Source organism: Actinacidiphila yanglinensis, assembly GCF_900107965.1.
GTDB lineage: Bacteria > Actinomycetota > Actinomycetes > Streptomycetales > Streptomycetaceae > Actinacidiphila > Actinacidiphila yanglinensis.
Map to the genome: position 1 here is coordinate 246,043 of NZ_FNVU01000008.1, position 20,953 is coordinate 266,995.

21 protein-coding genes and 1 riboswitch are annotated in these 20,953 nt (G+C 74.2%); of the genes, 8 read left to right on the forward strand and 13 right to left on the reverse strand.

Features of this window, described 5'->3' with window-relative positions; translation table 11 throughout:
- The first annotated feature begins 117 nt into the window (after positions 1 to 117).
- Positions 118 to 1,236 (forward strand): PP2C family protein-serine/threonine phosphatase, encoded by a 1,119-nt coding sequence (locus tag C4U44_RS20410; RefSeq protein ID WP_200823341.1) that lies wholly within the window; start codon positions 118 to 120, stop codon positions 1,234 to 1,236.
- 64 nt (positions 1,237 to 1,300) lie between these two features.
- On the opposite strand, the gene C4U44_RS20415 is transcribed toward C4U44_RS20410, so the two are convergent.
- The 3 genes from C4U44_RS20415 to C4U44_RS20425 form a co-directional block, all read right to left on the reverse strand.
- Positions 1,301 to 2,026, reverse strand: a complete 726-nt coding sequence (locus C4U44_RS20415) for a ribonuclease H family protein (protein ID WP_103887298.1) — start codon at positions 2,024 to 2,026, stop codon at positions 1,301 to 1,303.
- 96 nt (positions 2,027 to 2,122) lie between these two features.
- Positions 2,123 to 3,490 (reverse strand): NAD(P)/FAD-dependent oxidoreductase, encoded by a 1,368-nt coding sequence (locus C4U44_RS20420; protein ID WP_200823331.1) that lies wholly within the window; start codon positions 3,488 to 3,490, stop codon positions 2,123 to 2,125.
- A gap of 125 nt (positions 3,491 to 3,615) precedes the next feature.
- Positions 3,616 to 4,578, reverse strand: a complete 963-nt coding sequence (locus C4U44_RS20425; RefSeq protein ID WP_103887299.1) for a quinone oxidoreductase family protein — start codon at positions 4,576 to 4,578, stop codon at positions 3,616 to 3,618.
- Between the two features lie 103 nt (positions 4,579 to 4,681).
- Between C4U44_RS20425 and C4U44_RS20430 the strand changes: the two genes are divergently transcribed.
- Positions 4,682 to 5,194 (forward strand): MarR family winged helix-turn-helix transcriptional regulator, encoded by a 513-nt coding sequence (locus C4U44_RS20430; protein ID WP_103887300.1) that lies wholly within the window; start codon positions 4,682 to 4,684, stop codon positions 5,192 to 5,194.
- A gap of 96 nt (positions 5,195 to 5,290) precedes the next feature.
- Here the strand turns inward: C4U44_RS20430 and C4U44_RS20435 are convergent, their stop codons facing one another.
- Positions 5,291 to 6,283, reverse strand: a complete 993-nt coding sequence (locus C4U44_RS20435; RefSeq protein ID WP_103887301.1) for a quinone oxidoreductase family protein — start codon at positions 6,281 to 6,283, stop codon at positions 5,291 to 5,293.
- A 122-nt stretch (positions 6,284 to 6,405) separates the two neighbouring features.
- Between C4U44_RS20435 and C4U44_RS20440 the strand changes: the two genes are divergently transcribed.
- On the forward strand, positions 6,406 to 7,053 hold the full coding sequence (locus C4U44_RS20440) for a CGNR zinc finger domain-containing protein (RefSeq protein ID WP_103887302.1): 648 nt from the start codon (positions 6,406 to 6,408) through the stop codon (positions 7,051 to 7,053).
- 85 nt (positions 7,054 to 7,138) lie between these two features.
- On the forward strand, positions 7,139 to 8,446 hold the full coding sequence (gene paaK, locus C4U44_RS20445; protein ID WP_103887303.1) for a phenylacetate--CoA ligase PaaK: 1,308 nt from the start codon (positions 7,139 to 7,141) through the stop codon (positions 8,444 to 8,446).
- 160 nt (positions 8,447 to 8,606) lie between these two features.
- Here the strand turns inward: paaK and C4U44_RS20450 are convergent, their stop codons facing one another.
- The 3 genes from C4U44_RS20450 to C4U44_RS20460 all read right to left on the reverse strand — a co-directional run bounded on the left by C4U44_RS20450 (position 8,607) and on the right by C4U44_RS20460 (position 11,058).
- Positions 8,607 to 9,788, reverse strand: coding sequence for an SPFH domain-containing protein (locus C4U44_RS20450; protein ID WP_103887304.1), 1,182 nt, complete (start codon positions 9,786 to 9,788; stop codon positions 8,607 to 8,609).
- Between the two features lie 25 nt (positions 9,789 to 9,813).
- Positions 9,814 to 10,047: an NfeD family protein gene (locus tag C4U44_RS20455; RefSeq protein ID WP_103887305.1), complete on the reverse strand. Its 234-nt coding sequence runs from the start codon at positions 10,045 to 10,047 to the stop codon at positions 9,814 to 9,816.
- Between the two features lie 153 nt (positions 10,048 to 10,200).
- Positions 10,201 to 11,058 carry an alpha/beta fold hydrolase gene (locus C4U44_RS20460; protein WP_103887306.1) on the reverse strand — a complete coding sequence of 286 codons (858 nt, stop codon included), beginning with the start codon at positions 11,056 to 11,058 and terminating at the stop codon, positions 10,201 to 10,203.
- Positions 11,059 to 11,213: 155 nt separating this feature from the next.
- Here C4U44_RS20460 and nhaA point away from each other — a divergent pair, with 155 nt between their 5' ends.
- Positions 11,214 to 13,133, forward strand: coding sequence for a Na+/H+ antiporter NhaA (gene nhaA / locus C4U44_RS20465; RefSeq protein ID WP_103887307.1), 1,920 nt, complete (start codon positions 11,214 to 11,216; stop codon positions 13,131 to 13,133).
- 137 nt (positions 13,134 to 13,270) lie between these two features.
- On the opposite strand, the gene C4U44_RS20470 is transcribed toward nhaA, so the two are convergent.
- The 6 genes from C4U44_RS20470 to C4U44_RS20495 all read right to left on the reverse strand — a co-directional run bounded on the left by C4U44_RS20470 (position 13,271) and on the right by C4U44_RS20495 (position 18,526).
- Complete coding sequence (locus tag C4U44_RS20470; RefSeq protein ID WP_103887308.1) at positions 13,271 to 13,498, reverse strand: DUF6296 family protein; 228 nt, start codon at positions 13,496 to 13,498, stop codon at positions 13,271 to 13,273.
- Positions 13,499 to 13,613: 115 nt separating this feature from the next.
- Positions 13,614 to 14,255 carry a response regulator gene (locus tag C4U44_RS20475; RefSeq protein WP_103887309.1) on the reverse strand — a complete coding sequence of 214 codons (642 nt, stop codon included), beginning with the start codon at positions 14,253 to 14,255 and terminating at the stop codon, positions 13,614 to 13,616.
- Positions 14,209 to 15,909 (reverse strand): sensor histidine kinase, encoded by a 1,701-nt coding sequence (locus tag C4U44_RS20480; RefSeq protein ID WP_235032222.1) that lies wholly within the window; start codon positions 15,907 to 15,909, stop codon positions 14,209 to 14,211. Before C4U44_RS20480 ends, C4U44_RS20475 begins: the two co-directional genes overlap by 47 nt.
- A 7-nt stretch (positions 15,910 to 15,916) precedes the next feature.
- Positions 15,917 to 16,678, reverse strand: a complete 762-nt coding sequence (locus C4U44_RS20485; protein ID WP_103887311.1) for an ABC transporter permease — start codon at positions 16,676 to 16,678, stop codon at positions 15,917 to 15,919.
- 98 nt (positions 16,679 to 16,776) lie between these two features.
- Complete coding sequence (locus C4U44_RS20490) at positions 16,777 to 17,685, reverse strand: ABC transporter ATP-binding protein (RefSeq protein ID WP_103887312.1); 909 nt, start codon at positions 17,683 to 17,685, stop codon at positions 16,777 to 16,779.
- 193 nt (positions 17,686 to 17,878) lie between these two features.
- On the reverse strand, positions 17,879 to 18,526 hold the full coding sequence (locus C4U44_RS20495; RefSeq protein ID WP_103887313.1) for an HD domain-containing protein: 648 nt from the start codon (positions 18,524 to 18,526) through the stop codon (positions 17,879 to 17,881).
- 250 nt (positions 18,527 to 18,776) lie between these two features.
- A riboswitch (cobalamin riboswitch) is annotated at positions 18,777 to 18,900 on the forward strand.
- A 45-nt stretch (positions 18,901 to 18,945) separates the two neighbouring features.
- Between C4U44_RS20495 and C4U44_RS20500 the strand changes: the two genes are divergently transcribed.
- From C4U44_RS20500 to C4U44_RS20510, 3 genes are read left to right on the forward strand one after another with little or no spacing between them, the layout of a single operon-like run.
- Positions 18,946 to 19,155, forward strand: a complete 210-nt coding sequence (locus tag C4U44_RS20500) for a CbtB domain-containing protein (RefSeq protein ID WP_103887444.1) — start codon at positions 18,946 to 18,948, stop codon at positions 19,153 to 19,155.
- 26 nt (positions 19,156 to 19,181) lie between these two features.
- Positions 19,182 to 20,048: a CbtA family protein gene (locus C4U44_RS20505; protein WP_103887314.1), complete on the forward strand. Its 867-nt coding sequence runs from the start codon at positions 19,182 to 19,184 to the stop codon at positions 20,046 to 20,048.
- A gap of 50 nt (positions 20,049 to 20,098) precedes the next feature.
- Positions 20,099 to 20,899: a (2Fe-2S)-binding protein gene (locus C4U44_RS20510; RefSeq protein WP_103887445.1), complete on the forward strand. Its 801-nt coding sequence runs from the start codon at positions 20,099 to 20,101 to the stop codon at positions 20,897 to 20,899.
- Positions 20,900 to 20,953 lie beyond the last annotated feature (54 nt).

Consider the following 20,953-nt stretch of genomic DNA (forward strand, 5'->3'; position numbering starts at 1 on the left):
TCCCCTGCCGCGCCCGGGGACGGCGAGGCCGACCGCGTGGACCAGGATGCCGAGCCGGACGTCATGCCGGCGGCCGACGGAGGGTCCGACACCGGGAGCAGCCTGCTTCCGGTCGCGATGGACCGGCCGTCCGCGCCGCTGTCCCTGACGGTGCTGCCCTACGCCGTGATGGCGGTGGTGGCCCTGGTGGACGGGATCGGCGGCGCGAGCGTGGGCCTGCTGCCGCTGGTGGCGCTCGGCCCGGCGTTCGCCGGGCTGGTCGGCTCCTGGGTGCGGACCGCGGTGATCGGCGCGCTGGCCGTCGCCGTGGTCTGCGCGCTGGGCGCGGTGGACGGGCTGTTCGCCGAGCGGCGCGGGTTCGCCGCGATCGGCGCGGTGCTGGGCGTGACCATCGCCGCGGTGATCGCCGCGGTCACCCGCCAGCGGCGCGAGGCGGAACTGGCGAACGTCCGGTCGATCGCGGAGGTCGCGCAGCGCGTCCTGCTGCGGCCGGTCCCGCGCAGGGCCGGCCCTCTGCGGGCCGCCGTGTCGTACACCTCCGCGGTGACCGAGGCCAGGATCGGCGGGGACCTGTACGAGGTGGTGTCGTCGCCCGCGGGGGTGCGGGTGATCATCGGCGACGTGCAGGGCAAGGGGCTGGACGCGGTGGAGACGGCCGCGGTGGTGCTGGGCGCCTTCCGCGAGGCGGCGCACGACGAGAAGACCCTGACCGGGGTGGGTGAGCGGGTGGAGCGCGCGGCCGACCGCACCCTCGGCGGCGAGAAGTTCGTCACCGCGGTGATCGCGGAGATCCGCCCGATGGGCGGCACCACGCTGCTGAACTTCGGCCACCCGCCGCCGATGATCGTCGGTCCCCGGGGGCAGGTGCGCTTCCCCGAGCCGCCCGCGTACTCGCTGCCGCTGGGCCTCGGGTTGCGGCAGGACCAGCCGCCGCTGCCGTTCGAGGTGGACTTCCACCCCGGCGACCAGATGCTGCTGTACACCGACGGGGTCACCGAGGCCCGGGACCGGTCGGGGACGTTCTACCCCCTCGGCGAGCGGGCGCACGTGCTGGCCGACCGCGACCCGCAGCGGGCCCTGGAGGCGCTGCGGGCGGACCTGATCCGGCACACGGGCGGGCCGCTCCACGACGACGCGGCGATGCTGCTGCTGCGCTACCAGGACGCCGGTGACCCCTCGCGGCCGGCCCGGGCCGACGCGGCCACGGGCGACGGCGGGGACGCGGTCGGGGACTGAACGCCCCCGGACGGCCCGGACCTCCCCGTACCGTGCCCAGGCTCCGGCAAGCGGCGCAGCCCCGTCAGCGGCAGTCCGGGTGACCCCACCCGTCCGGGTTCTTCGTGATCGGCTCGCCCGCAGCGTACGGCCGGCCGCAGCGGCACCGGCCCGGGTACTTGGCCTTCAGCGTGCGCACGGCGCCCCCGCCGGCCTTGCCGGACCCGGAGCCGGACCCGGACGCCTCGGACCCGCCGCCGCCCGGCGCCGGCCGCGTGGAGGAGCGAGCCCCGCCCTTGGCGGGCTTGCGGGAGCTCGCGGGAGCGGGCGGCGGGGCGGGCGAGCCGACCGCGCTGCTCGCGGCCTGCTGGGTGGAGGCGGCCTGGCTGGCGGCGCGGTCGGCGAAGTCGTTCAGCCGGTCGCCGCCGACCTGGTGCGCGGGCACGTACCGGAACTCGACGGCCCGCCCCGCCAGCAGGGCGTCGATGCGCACCACCAGCTCCTGGTTGGCGACGGGCTTGCCCGCGGAGTTCTTCCAGCCGTTGCGCTTCCAGCCCGGCAGCCAGCTGGTGACGGCCTTCATCGCGTACTGGGAGTCCATCCGGACCTCCAGCGGCACCGCGGGGTCGACGGTCGTCAACAGCTCTTCCAGGGCGGTGAGTTCGGCGACGTTGTTGGTCGCCGTGCCCAGCGGGCCCGCCGCCCACCGGTCGGGCTCGCCCGAGCCGTCGGCCATGACCCAGCCCCAGCCGGCCGGACCCGGATTTCCTTTGGACGCGCCGTCACAGGCGGCGATGATGCGGTCTGCCACGCTCCGATCATGCCACCTGCCGGGGGCACGGCGGACACGGGACGCCTGCGCGGGGCGGGTATATGCGGGCCCGACCCGCGCAGGCGCGGGTCGGGGCTACTTCTGCTGCAGGTGGGCGGCCTCGGTGTGCTCGCGGACCTGCTCCGGCGTCAGGTACGCGTCGGTGTACTCGAAGTCGCGCAGCGCGGCGGGGGTGCGGGCCAGGAAGCCGGTCCGCACGAAGTCGTCGCCGGCGACGGCGTTGAGCAGCCAGTTGGTGAGCACCCGGGTCTTGGCCACGTTGGTGCGCAGGGCGGACCAGTGGTAGCCGCGGGCGACGGCCTGGGCGGGCAGGCCGCGCAGCTCGATGCCGACCGGCTTGGACACGGCGTCCCGGCCGCCGAGGTCGACGACGAGCCCGAGGTCCTTGTGCATGTACGGCTGCAGGGGCCGGCCGCGCAGGGACGCGATGACGTTGTCGGCGACCTTGCGGCCCTGGCGCATGGCGTGCTGGGCGGTGGGCGGGCAGACCGCGGCCTCGTCGTCCTTGGTGAGGTCGGGCACGGCGGCGGCGTCGCCGAGCGCGAAGACCCCGGACCGGCCGGGCACGGACATCTGCGCGGTGACCGCGAGGCGGCCGCGTACCGTCTCCGCGTCCAGGGTCTTGATCAGCGGGCTCGCGACGACGCCCGCGGTCCAGATCAGGGTGCGGCAGGGCAGGACCCGGCCGTCGGTGAAGGTGACCTCCTCCGGGCCCGCCTTGGCGATGGAGACGCCGAGCGAGATGTCGATGCCGCGGTCCCGCAGGATCTTCTGCGCGCTCAGGCCGAGCTTCTCGCCGAGTTCGGGCATCAGCTTCGGCGCGATGTCGATCAGGTGCCACTTGATCTGGCGCGGGTCCAGCCGCGGGTAGCGCGTGGCGGCGTTGCTGGTCAGGCGCTGAAGGCAGGCGGCGGTCTCGGTGCCCGCGTAGCCGCCGCCGACGACGACGAACTGCAGCCGCGCGGTGCGCTCGGCGGCGTCGTGGCTGGCGTCGGCGAGGTCGAGCTGCGAGATCACGTGGTCGCGCACGAAGGCGGCCTCCGCGAGGGTCTTCATGCCGCGCGCATTGTCCGCCAGCCCCGGGATGTCGAAGGTGCGCGTGACGCTGCCGGGCGCCAGCACGAGGTAGTCGTAGGGCTCGTCGACGATCTCCCCGGCGAGGTTGCGGACGACGCAGACCTTCGCCTTGGTGTCCACGCCGATCGCGCCGCCGGGCACGATCCGGGTGCGGTACTTCTTGCTCCGGCGCAGCGAGACCGCGATGGACTGGGGGGTGAGGATGCCGGAGGCGACCTGCGGCAGCAACGGCAGGTAGAGCTGGTACGAGAACGGCGTCACCAGGGCGATGTCCGCCTCGCCGGCGCCGAGTCTGCGCTCCAGCCGGCGTACGCACCCCACTCCGGCGAAGCCCGCGCCCACCACGAGGATTTTCGGTCGTGCCACGGCTGACCTTCCCTTCTGCGGCCCGGCTGCTGTTCCTGGCGTGCGCCTGCCCACGGATCGCGGCCTCGCACCTCCTGTCCTACCCCGCGGGAAGGTGGGCCGCCAGCGGAACCGTGGGACGGATATCAGGCAGAGGTGGTCAGGACAACGCGGCCGCCGGGTTCGGTGGGGGTGGTCCAGGCCCGCTCGACGTCGGCGAGCGGCAGCGGAAGGGCGGCGGCGGTGAGCGTTCCGGAGGACAACTCCTCGATCAGGGCGGGGAGTTCGGCGATCATTCCGGCCGCGGTGAGCGAGCCCTGACCGCTGCCCATGATCCGCAGGTTGGCCGCGCGGAGCACGAAGGAGGGCAGGGTGATGTCGGGTCCGGCCATGGAGCCGATCTGGATCCAGTCCAGGGCCGCGCTGCGCTCGGTGCGCCGGGTGAGCAGCGCGGGGATGGCGAGTTCGGTCGGGGCGCCCCAGGTGTAGTCGATGACGACGTCGACGTCGGCGGCGGCCTCGCCCAGCCGGTCCGCGGCCTCCTGCGGGTCGCCGGCCAGCGACACCACGTCGGTGGCGCCCAGGCCGGTGAGCAGGTCCAGCCGACCGGGGTCCCGCCCGGCGGCGACGACGTGGGCGGCGCCCAGGCGGCGGGCGATCTGCACCGCCATCCGGCCCGCGTTGCCGGTCGCGCCGAGCACCAGCACGCTCTGCCCGGGCCGGAAGGAGATCCGCTTGCGCAGCGCCACCCACGAGGACATCGCCGGGTTCATCGCGGCCGCGACGACGATCGGGTCGGCGTCCTCGGGCAGCGGGACGGAGCGGCGCGGATCGAGCAGCGCCTGCTCGGCCATCGTGCCGGGCACGTCGTCGTCGGCCACGAAGTACACCCGCCGCCCGTCGGGCAGCCGGCCGACACCGTCGATGCCGGGCACCAGGGGAAGGCGCCCGTCGCTGGTGTAGTGGGTGCCGTTCGCACCCGAGCGGACCCGGGGGTGCAGGCCCGCCGCGAGCACGTCGACGAGGACCTGCCCGCCGCTCGGGACGGGGGTGGCGAAGTGCTCGTAGCGGGGCGGCTGGTCGAACGAGCGGACGACGGCGGCGCGCATGGCGACTCCTTCGAGTGGCAGAACGGGTACGCGAAGCTGCTTTAGTACGTGACACCAATCAAATTAATTGGTGCCACGTACTAAGTCAAGCTAGGGTGGCCCCATGCCCGACGACGCCTCGACCCCTGCCCTCTCCGCGCCGGAGCCCGGCACACGCGAGCCAGGCACTCCCGCACCCGGTTCGCCCGAGCCCGCAAGCGGGGACCTGGGGATCGCCGACGGCCTGGCGCAGCTCTCGTTCCTCGTCCAGGGCGTGCTGGGAGAGGTCGCGGCCGAGCACGGGCTGTCGGTGGTCCAGCTCCGCCTGCTCGGGGTGCTGCGCGACCGCAAGCCCGGCATGCAGGAACTCGCCCGGCACCTGGGACTCGACAAGTCGAGCATGACCGGCCTGGTCGACCGGGCCGAGCGGCGCGGCCTCGTCCGCCGCGCGCCCTCCCCCCGCGACGGCCGTGCCGTCCTCGTCTCGCTGACCGAGGACGGCCACGCGCTGGCCCGCGAGGGCGCCGCCGAGGCGGGCCACCGCATCCGCGCTCTCGCCGCGCATCTCACCGGCGACCAGCGCGCGCGGCTCTCCTCGCTCGCGACCGCGCTGGTCGCGGGCCACTCGGCGCTCTGACGCCCCGCGCCTCAGAGGTTCTTCCGCGGCGGCGTACGCACGAATCCGCGGCGCCCTCGGACCGGACGCGCGGCTCGTGCGGGCTCAGGCGCGGGCTCAGTCCTGGACGGTGAGCACGATCTTGCCGCGGTTGTCGCGCTGTTCGAGCTGCGCGTGGGCGCGGTCGGCCCGGTCGAGCGGGAAGGACGCCTCGACCGGCACGCGATAGGTGCCGGCCGCGACGCCCGCGGCGATCTCGCCGAGGTCGGGCCGCGGGTCGTAGCCGTGCTCGATCAGGCCGGTCAGCTGGAAGCCGTGGATGGAGACGTTCTTCGGGTAGAAGTCGCGGGTGTCCACGGTGCTGGGCGCGAGCGCGACGTTGGCCAGGGCGACGACGCGCCCGGCGAAGCCGGTCTGGCGCAGGCTCTGCGCGAAGACGTCCCCGCCGACCGTGTCCAGGACGACGTCGGCGCCGTGGCCGCCGGTCAGCCGCAGCACCTCCTCCACGGCGGCGTCGCCGGACAGTCCGGAGGTGTCGAGGGCCTCGTGGGCGCCGAACCCGGACGCCCAGCCGACCTTCTCGGCGCTGCGGGCGGTCGCGATCACCCGGGCACCGGCGTGTGCGGCGATCTGGACGGCGGCGGTGCCCACCCCGCTCGCGGCGGCGTGCACGACGACCGTCTCGCCTTTCCGGATCCGGGCCAGCCGGTGCAGGCAGTACCAGGCGCTCAGCCAGGCGGTCGGCAGCCCCGCGGCGGCCCGGGGGTCGATGCCGTCGGGAAGCGGGACGACGCGGGTGGCGGGCACGGCGGCGAGCTCGGCGTAGAAGCCCGGGGTGGCGGCGCCCATGGCCATCACCGGCGTCCCGGGGGCGAGGCCGTCGACGCCCTCCCCCACGGCGGCGACGGTGCCCGCCGCTTCCAGGCCGGGGACCAGCGGGAGCGGCCGGGCGCGGTGGTAGCGGCCGGCCCGGATCAGGGCGTCGGCGCGGTTGACGCCCGCCGCCCGCACCCGGACCAGGACCTCGCCCGGGCCCGCGACGGGGTCGGGCATGTCGACCGGGGTCAGGACGTCGGGGCCGCCGAACTCGTCGATCCGTACCGCGCGCATGGGCCACCTTGTCTCGTGTCGTCGGCGACCGCCGGCCGGAATCCGCCCGGCCCGCCGTCACCGGTGAGGGGCTCCCACTCTGCGACACCGCTTGAAGAGGTGTCAACTGCTACGGTCGTGTCATGGTGTCGACTCATACGGCCAGCGGTGAGAGCGGGACGGACTTCCGGTTCGTGGGCGGGCGGGTGTGCCTGGACTTCGTGGCCACGCTCGGCATGCGGCACACGGAGCCGGTGGAGCGGCTGCCCGAACCGGCCTCCCTGGCACGGTGGTTCGCCGAGGCGGGACTGCTGCCGACCGGGGCCCTGCTGCCGCAGGTCGGCGCGGCGGGCCTGGCCCAGGCCCGAGTGCTGCGGGAGGCGCTGAACCGGCTGGTGCGGGCGGCGATGGACGGGCGGGCGTACGGCCAGACCGACATCGCGGTCGTCAACCGGGTCGCGGTCCTGCCGGATCTGGCGCCGCAGCTCGTGGCCGCCGGCGGGGACCACGCCGGCGGGCCGGGGACGCGGTGGCAGCAGCGCGGGCCGGTGGCGGGGGCAGCGCTGGCCACCGTGGCGAGGGACGGGGTGCTGCTGCTGGGCGGGCCCGGGGCGGCGCGGGTGAAGGAGTGCGGGAACCCGGTGTGCTCGCTGCTGTTCGTGGACGACTCGCAGGCGCGCCGCCGCCGGTGGTGCTCGATGGACCGCTGCGGCAACCTCGCGAAGGTCGCCGGGTACCGCACCCGGTCGCGGCACCGGGTGGAGGAGGAGCCGGGGGATGCGACTCCTTGACAGCGGAAGCGGTTGCTGATTCGTTTGCTCCGAGGTCGAACCGAACGGTCGGTCGGTGAGGGACCGGAGTGCGAGGGAGAGCAGCATGAGCGGGAGCGTTCCGGACGAACTGCTGGACCCGGCGGAGCGGATGGGGCCGGACGAGCTCGCGGAACTCCAGCTCGAACGGCTCCAGGCGACCCTCCGGCACGCGTACACGCACGTCGAGCCGTACCGGCGGAAGTTCGACGCGGCCGGGGTCCGGCCGGAGGACTGCCGGAGCCTGGCGGACCTGGCGCACTTCCCGTTCACCACGAAGGCGGACCTGCGGGCGGCGTACCCGTTCGGGATGTTCGCGGTGCCGATGGGCGAGGTCCGGCGGCTCCATGCGTCGAGCGGGACCACGGGGCTGCCGACGGTGGTGGGCTACACCGAGCACGACCTGTCGGTCTGGGCGGAGGTGGTGGCCCGCTCCATCAGGGCGGCGGGCGGCCGGCCCGGCCACAAGGTCCATGTGGCGTATGGCTACGGGCTGTTCACCGGCGGCCTGGGCGCGCACTACGGCGCCGAGCGGGCCGGGTGCACGGTGATCCCGGCGTCCGGCGGGATGACGGCACGGCAGGTGCAGATCATCCGGGACTTCGAGCCGGAGATCATCATGATCACCCCGTCGTACATGCTGACGCTGCTGGAGGAGTTCGAGCGGCAGGGCGTCGATCCGCGCAGCACCTCGCTGCGGGTGGGGATCTTCGGGGCCGAGCCGTGGACGGAGGGGATGCGGGCCGAGATCGAGGAGCGGTTCGCGATCGACGCGGTGGACATATACGGACTGTCGGAGGTGATCGGGCCGGGAGTCGCGCAGGAGTTCGCCGACGGCAAGGACGGCCTGCACATCTGGGAGGACCACTTCCTGCCCGAGGTGGTAGACCCGCTCACCGACGCGGTGATGGCGCCGGGCGAGGGCGGCGAGCTGGTGCTGACCTCCCTCACCAAGCAGGCGCTGCCGGTGATCCGCTACCGCACCCGCGACCTGACCCGGCTGCTGCCGGGCACCGCGCGCCCGGCGATGCGGCGGATGGAGAAGGTCACCGGCCGCTGCGACGACATGATCATCCTGCGGGGGGTGAACGTCTTCCCCAGCCAGATCGAGGAGATCGTGCTGCGCACCCCCGCGGTCGCGCCGCACTTCCGGATCGAGCTGACCCGGCCGGGTCGGATGGACCACATGGCGGTACGGGTCGAGGCGAGGGCCGGGGCGGACGCGGGTGGGCGCGCAGCCGCCGCCGAGTCGATCGCCCGCGCCGTGAAGGACGGCGTGGGGGTGTCGGTCGAGGTCACCGTGGTCGACCCGGAGACCCTGGAGCGGTCGGTGGGCAAGATCCAGCGGGTGAAGGACCTGCGCGACCGGAGCTGAGCCGGGCTCACACCGCCCGGTCCCGGGAAGCACGCGCACGCCCGGAACCCGCCCGCTCGTGCAAGATCTCCCCGCCCGGCCCCGAAAGGCCGCGGCGGCGCGGCGCGCGGGACCGCCGGAGCGTCCCGCCGCCGCGCCGCCGCCGGCGCCACCGCACTGCTCAGTCGATGTCGACCGGGCCGTCGGAGGAGCCGTTCCGCCGGCCCTTGCCGTCGACGTGCCCGCGCAGGGTCAGCCCGGTGCCGGGGGCCTCGCCGTTCTGCTCGCCGCCGAGGTTCTTGCGGACCGAGTCGAGGATGGTCAGACCCTGGCTGACCAGACCTGCCGCGATCTCGCTGAGGCCGTCGGCGCCGTTGAGGACGTTGACGTTGGCGCCGGACAGACCCGCCGACGCCTCCTTGACGATCTGCGGGAGCTGGTCGATGAGCATCTTGTCCAGCGCGACCCGGTCGTGCGAGGCCGCGGCCGCGGCCTGGATCCGCATCCGCTCGGCGTCGGCGACCGCCAGCACCCGGATCCGCTCGGCCTCGGCCTCGGCGGGCTTGACGATCTCCGCGACGAGCTGCTGCTGGCGCAGCTCGGCGGCGCGCAGTGCCAGCTCGGTCTGCGCCGCGAGCACCTCCTGCTGGGCGTGCGCCTGGGCGAGCGGGCCGGCCTGGGCGGCCTGGGCCTGGGCCCGGTCCACCTCGGCGTTGTACTCGGCCTGCACGACCGCGGTCTGCCGGGCGTACTCCGCCTGGTTGCGCGCCGCGACCTGCTGCGCCTCGACGGACGCCTGGGTCGCCTGCGCCTGCGCGATCTGCGCCTGCTGCTGGATGGCGGCCTTGTGCGGCGCGGACATGGCGTCGATGTAGCCGGTCGCGCCGTCGTCGATGGACTGGATCTGCAGCGAGTCGACGGTCAGGCCGATCTTCGCCATCTCGGACTTGGAGGTCTCCAGCACCTCCGTGGCGAGCTTCTGCCGCTCGGTGACAATCTCCTCCACCGTCATCGAGCCGATGATCGACCGCAGGTGACCGGCGAAGATCCGCCCGGTCAGGATCGCCATCTGGTCCTGGTCGGACAGGAAGCGCTGTCCGGCGTTGACGATGCTCTCGTGGTCGTTGCCGACCTTGAACGCGATGACGGCCTTCACCGTCAGGGCGATGCCCTGACGCGTCACGCACTTCTCCGACACCTCGGCCTCGCACATGGCGAGGGTGAGGAACCGGGTCTTGCGGAACACCGGCAGCACGAACTTGCCGTGGCCGGTCACCACGCGGAACGGCGCACCGCCCAGCCCTCGTCGCCCCCCTGAGATCAGCATCGCTTCATCCGGCGCGGGAACGCGGTATCCGAACATCCTTCGTCTCCTCCATGTGCGCGGCTCAACCCGCCGGCGCGTCCAGGCTGTCGGCCCATTCGATGACGTCGACCTGGCGGCTGCCGCGGGACTCCACCACCAGTACGGTCGCCCCCTTGGGCAGCGGTTCGTCCGACCAGGCGAGAAAGGTCTCGGTGCCGCCCCTGACCCGCACGTGGACCTCGCCGGGTCCGGCGGGTCCACGGGTGCCGATGAGGAGTTCCCCCGTGCAGCCGATCACGGCTTCGTCCCGTGCCATCACCGACCGCCCCCTTGTCGTCGTGGTGCTACGAATTACGACCGTTACCATCCTCCCACCAGCGGGCCCGCTGGGATCACCGGTGGTCCTTACGGAATACGCGCGTCGGGGCCGCGCGGTTCCGGCCCGGAGGGCCCGAGGCTCCCCCGCCGCTCAGCCCGTCGTCGCGACGAAGTCGCGCAGCACCCCGGCCAGCAGCCCCGGCTGGTCCTCGGGGACGAGCGTGCGGGAGTCGGCGACCTCCAGCAGGCGGCCGCGCGGCAGCAGTTCGGCCAGCCGGCGGCCGTGCGCGGCCGGCATCATCCGGTCCTCCGTCGCCCACACCACGAGCGCCGGGCGGTCGAAGCGGCGCAGCTCCTCGGCGGCCTCCGCCATCTCGCCGTGCCGCACTCCGAGCAGGTAGCGGCGCAGGTCGGCGCGGATGGCGGGGTCGGTCAGCAGCGGCCGCATCCAGCCGTCGACCACCTCGTCGGGCACGGGGTACTTGCTCAGCACGCCCAGGCCGGCGGTGGAGCGGCGCAGCGGCCTGGCGGCCATGATCCGCACCGCCGGGTGCAGGGCGCCGGGCACGCGCGCCGCCAGGGTGATCATCTTGCCGGGCAGGCCCGGCGGGTAGTTCTCGAAGGCCTCGCAGGCGACCAGCACCAGCCGGGCGATCCGCTCGCCGTGGAAGGCGGCGACCTGCTGGGCGCGGCCGGAGTCGACCTCGGCGAGCGTCACGTCGCGCAGGTCGAGCCGGTCCATGAACTCCGCCGCGAGCGCGGCGACCGCCCGCGGCGACAGGTCCGCCTCCGGACGCATCGGGATGCGGTGCCCGCCCTCCGGGAGGGTCGGGGTCAGGCAGCGGTGGTCGGTACGCAGCTCGTCGACGACCTTCCGCCAGACGCTGCCGTTCTGCGCGAGGCCGTGCAGCAGGACCAGGACCGGCCCGTCGCCGCCGGTGTCCCCGTAGGCCAGGGTGCCCGCGCTGAGCTCGACGGTGTGCTCCCCGTCCGCCGTACCGGTCGCCATGCCCGCCCCCGATCCGCGATGATCGCTGCATCCTCCCCGTTCGGGAGGGTACGGCACCGGCGCGGCCGCCGAGGGCGGCTCGGCGGTTTCGGCGCGCCCGGCGGCAACCAACCGTGCCAGGGTGAGTCAGAGCAGTTCACACGAGGGGAGGCTGGATGTTCCGGGGCTTCACGGCTCCCTTGACCGACCGGGCCGAGCAGGACCGCAGCGAGCGGGACCGCGACAGCACCGCGTCGCACTGGGCGTACATCCGCACGGAGTCCGGCAGCGCGGCGGTACTGCTGCTGGCCACGATCGCGGCGCTGGTGTGGGTGAATGTCGCGCCGGGCGACTACGCCTCGGTGTGGAGCACCCGGCTGTCGGTGCAACTGGGCGGCCACGGCGTCGACATGGATCTGCGCGACTGGGTCAACAGCGGCCTGATGACGCTGTTCTTCCTGGTGGTCGGGCTGGAGGCGCGGCGCGAGTTCGACATGGGCGAGCTGCGCGACCGGCAGCGGATCACCCTGCCGCTGCTCGCGGGGGTCAGCGGCATGGTGGTGCCGGTGGCGATCTACCTGGCGGTGAACGCCGGCGGCGACGCGGCGCACGGCTGGGGAAGCGCGATGTCCACGGACACCGCGTTCGCGCTGGGCATGCTCGCGCTGCTCGGCTCGCGCTTCCCGCGCCGGCTGCACACCTTCATCCTGACCGTGGCCGTGGTCGACGACTTCGTGGGCCTCGCGGTGATCGCGATCGCCTACAGCGAGCACATCTCGTGGACGCCGCTGGCGGTGGGGATCGGGTTCCTGCTGGTGACGTGGGGGGTCCGGCAGGCCGGTGTACGCCGCGGCATGGTGTACGCGGTGCTGGGGATCGGGGCGTGGACGGGGTTCGTGCACTCCGGGGTGGACCCGGTGGTCGTCGGTCTGATCATCGGCCTGCTGGCGTACGCCTACCCGGCTCCGCGCGAGGCCCTGGAGCGGGCCAGCGGCCTGTTCCGGTCCTTCCGCGAGCAGCCGACGCCCGAGCTGGAGCGGGAGGCGCGGCTGGGACTGGCGTCGGCGCTGTCGCCCAACGACCGGTTGCAGCGGCTGTACCACCCGTGGACCAGCTACGTGATCGTGCCGCTGTTCGCGCTCGCCAACGCCGGCATCGAGATCAACGGCTCGCTGCTGGCGCGGGCGTTCACCTCGCCGATCACGCTGGGCATCCTGCTCGCCTACGGGCTCGGCAAGCCGATCGGCATCGTGGGGTCGACGGCGCTGGCGACCCGCCTCAGCAGGGGCCGGGTGCGGCCGCCGGTGGGCTGGGCGGCGGTGACCGGCGGCGGCACCATCGCGGGCATCGGCTTCACCGTGTCGCTGCTGATCGCGACGCTGGCGTTCTCCGGGGACCGGCTGGACGAGGCGAAGATCGGCGTGCTCAGCGCGGTGGTCTTCGCGATGCTCAGCACCTCGGCGGTGGCCCTGGTGACCTCGCGGCTGCCCGAGGCGCGCCGGGCCCGCGCCCTGCTGGGCACCGCGCACTCCGTGGTCGACCTGGCCGAGCCGGTCGACCCGGCCCGCGACCACGTGCGCGGCCCGCTGGAGGCGCCGGTGACCGTGGTCGAGTACGGCGACTTCGAGTGCCCCTTCTGCGGGCAGGCCGAGGACGTGGTGCGCGAGCTGCTCGCCGACTTCGGCGACGTGCGCTACGTGTGGCGGCACCTGCCGCTGACCGACGTGCACCCGCACGCGCAACTCGCCGCCGAAGCCTCGGAGGCGGCGGCGATGCAGGGCGGCTTCTGGCAGATGCGCGACCTGCTGATCACCAGTCAGGACGAGCTGGACATCAAGGACCTGGTCCGCCACGCGGAGCGGCTCGGCCTGGACCTCGACAAGTTCCGGCACGCGCTGAAGGCCCGCAAGGGCGCCGCGCGGGTCGCGCAGGACGTGGAGTCGGCCGACCTCAGCGGGGTCTCCGGCACCCCGACGTTCTTCATCAACGGCCGCCGCCACCACGGCGCCTACGACATCGCGAGCCTGTCGACGGCCGTCGTGGCCGCACGCGACCGGGCGGTCCTGGTGGAGGGAAAGGGCCCCGGCGGCGGCTGAGCCGCCCGGAGCGCCGCCCCGGCACGAAGCGGGCGGGCCGCGGCAGCTTCGCCGCGACCCGCCCGCTTCCGTTGCTCGGTTCGCCCGGGCGGCCCCGGATGCTCGGGCCGCGCGGGTCACTCAGGCGCGCGGACTGCTCACGCCGCGCGCACCGCCATCGGCGGCAGCGGCTGCTGGTGACCGCCGCTCGCCATCATCCGGACCTCGCCGTCGGCACTGATCTCGGCGCGGACGATGCCGGTCTCGTCCTCGTAGACCGGGTAACCACCCGCGCCGGAGGCGTCGGTGCGGTGTACGACCACGACGTCGTCCTCGACGGCCGGGGCCTGGAAGACCAGTTCGTACACGGTGGGATAGTCGTCCATGGGCACACACCTCCCCAGGGGCTGTACACCATCATGCCCTGAATGGCCCGATTCCGCCTCCCGGGGGACGGGATTCCCTGGATCCCGGGCGGGCGGGCGCCAGGCCGTGACGCGCTCAGGTGAGCAGGCCCGTGCGGTAGGCGGCGGCCACCGCGGCGGCGCGGTCGCGCACCCCGAGTTTCGCGTAGAGGTGGAGCAGGTGGGTCTTGACCGTGGCCTCGCTGATGAACAGCTGCCGGGCCGCCTCCCGGTTGGTGGTTCCCGCGGCGACCAGCCGCAGCACCTCCAGCTCGCGCTCGGTGAGCGTCCCGGAGGCAGCGGCCGTACCCCCGGCGGGCTCGCGGACCCGGCCGATGAGCTTCTGCGCGACGGTGGGCGCGAGCACGGACTGCCCCTGGTGGGCGGCGCGGACCGCGCGGACGAGCTCGTCGCGCGGCGCGTCCTTGAGGAGGTAGCCGGTGGCGCCGGCCTCGATCGCGGGCAGCACGTCGGCGTCGCTGTCGTAGGTCGTGAGGACCAGCACGTGGACGGCGGGGGCGCGCTCGCGCAGCAGGCCGATCGCCTCGACGCCGCCCATCCGCGGCATGCGCAGGTCCATCAGGACCACGTCCACGCCCAGTGCGAGCGCCCGGTCCACGGCTTCGGCCCCGTCGGCGGCCTCGCCGGCGACCTCGAAGTCCGGGTCGCCGTCGAAGACGCCGCGCAGGCCGTCACGGACGACGGGGTGGTCGTCGGCGACGAGCAGGCGAATGGTCACAGGGCATTGTCCATGATCCCGGGGCCGCCGGTGGGGGTGCGTCCCGGTTTCGTGGCCGCGGGGCCCTGCGGGAGCTCCCCCGCGGCCGTATCGGCGCCGGATGAGGTAGCGCCCGCGGCGGCTCCGTCCGGCTCCTGCCGTACGGCGGCGGTCCGAGGGCGGGGCCCGTACCGTGCGCCAAGGGCCCGGAAGCCTGGTCCGCGGCGTGCGCGGGTGGCCCGGAAGACGGGTCCGTACCGTTCTCCCGCGCAGCCGCGTCCGTACCGGGCGCCGATACCCCGGGGGCCTCGCCGGGCTCGGGGTCCGGTGCCGCCGGCACCGCGGGGACGCTCGCGCTGAGCGCCGTCCCGTCGCCGGGCGCGCTCTCGATCGCCAGCGCCCCGCCGACCTGCCGCAGCCGCTGCCGCATCGCGGTGAGCCCGTAGCCGTGTCCGTCCTCGCTCCGCCCGGCCCGGTCAGCGGCGGCGGAGGCGTCGAAGCCGGCGCCGTCGTCGAGGACGTCGAGCACGACGACCTCATGGGTGTAGGACAGGGTCAGCCCGGCCCGGCTCGCCCCCGCGTGCTTGGCGATGTTGGCCAGGCCCTCCTGGGCCGTGCGGAAGAGCACGACCTCCAGCGCAGGCGGCAGCGGCACGGCGTCGCCGGTGACCTCGACGCGTACCGCGATCCCGGACGTCTGGGTCCACCGCTCGGCGAGATCGGCCAGCGCGCCGGGCAGGTGCGCGGCGGCGTCCAGCGGACCGGGGCGCAGCGCCTGCACCGAGCGGCGGGCCTCGGCCAGCGACTCCCGGGCGAGCCGGCGGGCCAGTGCCATGTGCCGGGCGCGGCGCAGCGGCTCGCCGTCGAACCGGTCGGCGGCCTCCAGCTGGGTGACGATGCCGGTCAGGCCCTGCGCGAGGGTGTCGTGGATCTCGCCGGCCATCCGCTGCCGTTCGTCGAGGACTCCCGCCTCGCGTGCCTGGGTGACCAGTTGGGCGTGCAGCCCGGCGTTCTCGGCCATGGTCTCGCGCAGCTTCCGGTTGGCCTCGGCCAGCTCGTCGACCATCCTGGCGCGCCGCCTGCTGCGCTGGTCCTCCTCGATGCCCTGGTAGGTGATGGCACCGGCGACCAGCAGGTTGACCACGACCAGCCCGGCGTAGGCGGCTGCGCCCCCGCCGTGCAGGTGGCCGATGCCGCCGACCTGGCTGAGGGCCATCGCCGCCGCGTTGACCGCGATCGCCGGGGGCCGCAGCCACCGGGGCAGCAGCGCCACCTGGAGGTAGCCGGTGAAGCCGAAGAAGCCGAAGTAGGGGCTGAGCAGCACCAGACCGGCGATGAACAGCAGCACTCCGGCGCAGTAGGCGATCGCCTGGCCCTGGCGGCCGGCGGGCGGGGGGTACGGCACCGCCATGAACCGGTGCCACAGGGCGGCGGCCGCCGACAGTCCCACCGCCGCGGCGACGGACCGCGGGTGGTGCGGCCCGAGGGCCAGTACCAGGGCCAGCGAGACGGCGAGGCCGCCGTAGGGCAGCAGGTGCTGGAGCTGCCGGAAACGGTCGTCCGCGGCCTGCTCCCCGCCGGGCGGGGGCTCGGCAGGCCGGTCCTGCGCCTGCGGCCCCGCCATGGCGGCGGACCGCCCGGGGGCGGTGCCGCGTGCTGTCCGTGGTGCGTTCACCTGGTCATCATTCCCAACGGAAGGTGCGTACGGCCACCATGGCGCCGACCACGGTGTATCCGGCCAGCACCAGCAGGTGCTGCCACAGGGCGCCCTCGCCGGACCAGGCGGCCGTCACCGCACCGAAGGGGACGTACGCGCCGATCTCCCGCAGGGCATGCGGCATCTCCGCGACCGGGAAGTACAGGCCGCTGAAGAAGAAGTTCAGCACCATGACCGGCACGCCCGTGCCGGTGGCGGCCCCGGAGGTGGGCGCCAGTGCGGCGGCCACCAGGCCGAGCGCGAGGACCGCGGTGCTGCCGAGGAGGAAGGACGAGACCACGGCGCCGGGGTCGGCGGGCGGGGTGACGTGGAAGGCGAGCCGGCCGACGGCGATGATCAGCGTGACGCCGGCCGTGATGAGCGCGGCGATCACGGCGAGCAGCGCGGCGAGCATCCCGGCGGCGGGCACCGGGCTGACCGACAACCGCCGCAGGACGCCCTTCTCCCGGAGCTGGGCCATGTTCGTCGGCAGCAGGACGCAGCCGAGGAAGAGCGGCACCATCGCGGCGATGGTCGGCACGTAGACGTCGATGACGCTTCTGCCGCCCAGGGAGCCGGAATCGGTGGTGAAGGCGGGGATGTTGCCGAAGAGGATCACCATGCCGAGCGGGAACAGCAGCCAGAACAGGGTGGCCGGCTCGCGCAGCAGCAGCCGCCCCTGGGTGGCGGTCAGCGCGCGGAAGCCCTGGCGGGTCATGTGCGGGAGGGCGGGTGCGGGGGTGCTCATCGCGGGGTCCTTGTCTGTACGGAGGCGGGTCCGGCTGCGGGTTCGGCCGAGGCCGCGGGTTTTCGGGGTCGGCCGGGAGAGGCGCACGGGGCGACGGCTCAGGACGCGCCGTCGTGGCCGGTGAGCGCGATGAACGCGTCGTCGAGGGTGGCCTGCTCGACACGGAGGTCGGCGGCGATGATCCGGCGCCGGGCCAGCAGCGAGGTGACGGCGAGGACGAGGTTGCCGTCGCCGGTGATCTCGACCTGCGGCCCGTGCCAGGTCACCGTGCTCACCTCGGGCAGCGCGCGCAGCACCGCCTCGTCCAGTTCGGCGGAGGGCCGGAAGCGCATCCGCTGGTTCCGGTCGGCGCGGGCGGCCAGGCCCGCCGGAGTGTCGACGGCCACGACCCGGCCGGCGTCGATCAGCGCGACCCGGTCGCACAGCCGCTCGGCCTCTTCCATGAAGTGCGTGACGAGGACGACGGTCACGCCGCCCGCACGCACCTGCTCGACGAGTTCCCAGGTGTTGCGGCGGGCGTGCGGGTCCAGGCCGGTGGTGAGCTCGTCGAGGATGACCGCGCGGGGGTTGCCGATCATGGCCAGCGCGATCGCGAGCCGCTGCTTCTGGCCGCCGGAGAGCTTCTTGTAGCGGGCCGCGGCCTTGTCGCGCAGGCCGAGCCGGTCCAGCAACTCGGCGCTGTCCGCGGGGCGTCGGTAGAACGACGCGAACAGGTCGAGGATCTCGCGGACGGTGAGCCTGTCCGGCAGCCCGCTCTCCTGGAGTTGGACGCCCAGCACCTGGCGCAGGGCGTCGCGCTCGTGGCGCGGGTCGTGGCCGAGGACGGAGACGGTGCCGCCGTCGGGGACCCGCAGGCCCGACAGGCACTCGACGGTGGTGGTCTTGCCCGCGCCGTTCGGGCCGAGGATGCCGAAGATCTCGCCCTCGGCGACCGTGAACGACACGTCGTGCACGGCGGTCAGCTCGCCGTACCGCTTGTGGAGCCCGTCGACCTCGATGACCGTCATCCCGTTGCCTCTTCCCCTGCGCGGCGCGTGTTCGCCGTCATGCAGAAGGCTCCCGCCGCAGGGCGGGCGGGCGGATCGACCAGCGGGGCGGGGTGCGGCGGCGATGGGTGGACCCGGGCATCCACCGATCGGTGGATGCCCGGGCGACGCGGGTCCGGGCGGGCGAGCCCCCGGGCTCAGCCCGCGGCCGGGGTCACTCCGGCCACGGCGAGTCGAGGATGGTGGTGACGAAGTCGCCCCGCTCGAAGCCGGGGACGTAGGCGGCCAGCACGTCGGCCTTCACGTTGCCGAACGTGGTCCCGGGCTTGGCGCGGATGCCGTCGGTGAATGCGGCGAGAATGCGCCGCTTGAAGTCAGGCCGCGGGTGGAGCGCGACGATCGCCGCCCGGTCGGCGTCGCCGATGTCGCCGTAGCCGATGCCGAGGACGTCGTACTCGACACCGGCGGTGGTCAGCGCGACCTCGGGTTCCATGAACGCGGGGATGCCCGGGGTGGTGTGCAGGGCGATCGCGGTCCACACCCGGCGGACGCTGTCCTCGGGCACGCCGTGGGACTGCAGGAAGCGGCGTGCCTCGTCGGCGCCGTCGACCTCGAAGCGCCGGCCGCTGGCGTGGAACCGCTCGCCCAGGCCGAGGTCGTGGAACATCGCGGCGACGTAGAGGAGTTCGGGGTCGAAGCTGAGGTCGCGGCGGCTGCCCTGGAGACTGCCGAAGCAGTAGACCCGCCGGGAGTGGTGGTAGATGAGCTCGGTCGCGGAGTCACGGACGAGTTCGGTGGCCTCCCGGGCCAGGGCGGTGTCGGGGATGCGCACGTCGGCCGGGTAGCCGGTCTCTGCCGTCATGGATGTCACCTGCGCCTTTCGTCGATCTGCCGGTCCTCGGGCGGGAGCCGCCGGGACCGCTGCCACTCCCCCAGCATCGGCGGGGAACGCTCCCTGCGGGCATGTCCGTGAGGACGGGCCTCCCACAGATCCGGACATCCGGCGGGCGGGTTCCGGACTCCCGGTCCGGAGATGGCGGTCGGCAACAGGTCGCGACGTGGGGTGGCGACATGCACGTGACATCCGTTGACGTGCCCGATCGCGGGCCCCTACGCTGGCAGTTCGTGAAGGTGTGAGGAAGCCGGTGGGAATCCGGCACGGTCGCGCCACTGTGAACCCGCTCGCCTCCCGGGCGTTCGGGCAGTCAGATACTCCGCCGTCACGAAGCCCCATCGAACGAGGGACGCAAGATCCCCGAAGGAGGCCCACCCGTGAGCAGCATGTCCACCCCCGGCTCGTCCGAGGCCACGCCCGTCGTCCTGCCCGTCTCCCAGGCCGTGTTGTGGCTGGCGGGCACCACGATCCTCGCCTTGGCCCTGTACTACTTCATCGGCGTCGACCAGGGCGCGGTCTCCGTGTTCGGCCGGGACATGCACGTCCACGAGTTCGTGCACGACGCCCGGCACTTCCTCGGCTTCCCCTGCCACTGACGACCACGGCAGGCGGACAACTCGACATGGAAAAGCGACTCATCCTGCGCGGCGTGCTCGCCGGCGCCCTCGCCGGGCTGCTCGCGTTCGTCTTCGCACGGATCTTCGCCGAGCCGCAGATCGGCCGGGCGATCGACTACGAGAACGGGCGGGACGCCGCGCAGGCCGCCCTCGACAAGGCCGCGGGCCTGCCGGTGGACCCGGCCGGCCCCGACCTGTTCAGCCGGACGGTGCAGGCCGACGTCGGCATCGGCGTGGGGCTGATCCTCTTCGGTGTCGCGATGGGCGCGATCTTCGCGGTGGTGTACACCGTGTGCCTGGGGCGGGTCGGGAATCTCCGGCCGCGCACGCTCGCGCTCCTGGTGGCCGGTGGCGGCTTCCTCGGCTTCTCCCTGGTGCCGTTCCTGAAGTACCCGGCCAACCCGCCGGCGATCGGGCACGAGGAGACCATCAGGGCGCGCACCGGCCTGTACCTGATCATGGTGGTCTGCTCGATCACGCTGCTGGCGCTCGCCGTGTGGTGCGGCCAGCGGCTCAAGGAGCGGTTCGGCACGTGGAACGCCACGTTGCTGGCCGGAGCCGCCTTCGCGGTCGCGATCGGCGTGGTGATCGCGCTGCTGCCCCCGCTGGGGCATCTCGCCGCCAACCGCGAGCACTACGGCGACCACGCCACCGAGACACCGCTGCCGCTGACCGATCCGCACGGCCGCATCGTCTACCCGGGCTTCCCCGCGGACGTGCTGTTCCAGTTCCGGTTGTACTCGGTGGCCGCGCAGTTGCTGATGTGGTCCGCGATCGGGCTGGTCTTCGCGCCGCTCGCCGAGCGGGTGCTGCACCCGGCTCCGGCGGTCCGCGCGGCCCCGGCGCCCCGGGCCGACCCGATGGGGGTGTGACCGCGGGAGCCGCCCGCGACCGGCCGCCCGCGCGGTGGCAGGGTGGCGGGGTGGACGAAGTCGAGGTACGAACGGCCCTGGCGCAGCTGGGGCCGTTCTTCGCGGTGGAGGCGATCGGCGCGGGCGGGCCGGCTCCGGGGGACGGGACGACCGGCCCGGACGGCTGGCGGTCGATGGCCGAACTCGCCGACGGCGGCGACGCGTTGACGGCCCGGGTGGCACGCGTGCGCGAGTTGCTGGCCCAGGGTGGCGGGCAGCCCGAGCAGGCCGTCGAGGTGCGGGTCGCCGCGTCGGTGGTCCATCTCGGGCTGGTGGCGCGGCTGGTGGCACCCTTCCTGGCGCTGGCGGTGCTCCACGGGCGGGTGCCCGAGCGGCTGCGGCTGGCGGACCTGCGGTGGCGGCCCGCGCTCGGCGGACCGTACCCGCTGGCGCTGCCGCCGGCGGGTGACGACGCCCTCTGCGCGGCGGAGGACGGCGACCCGCATGGTGCCGATCCCGCCGCGCTCGCCGACCGTTTCGCCACCGCGGTGTTCGCGGGCGCGGTGCGCGAGATCGGTGATGCGTGCGGGCGGTTCCGGGTGTCGCCGCACGTCCTGCGGGGCAACGCGGCGTCCGCGCTGAACGGCGCCGCGTCGATGATCGCCGCCGCCCGCCCGGACGCGGCAGCCCGGGCCCGCACGCTGGCCGGGCTGCTGCTGGAGCGGGACCCCCTGCGCGGGGGCGGGCTGCACACCGCCGCCGGGGCCTTCCGCCGGAGCAGTTGCTGCCTCATCTACCGGGCCGCGCCCGGGCGCGCGGGCGCGCTCTGCGGGGACTGCGTGCTGTCGCGGGCTCCCGTGCGCCCCGCATGAGGGCAGGTCGGCGGGGTAGGTAGTTGCCGGCCCGGGCTTGTTGCGAGTGAGTTG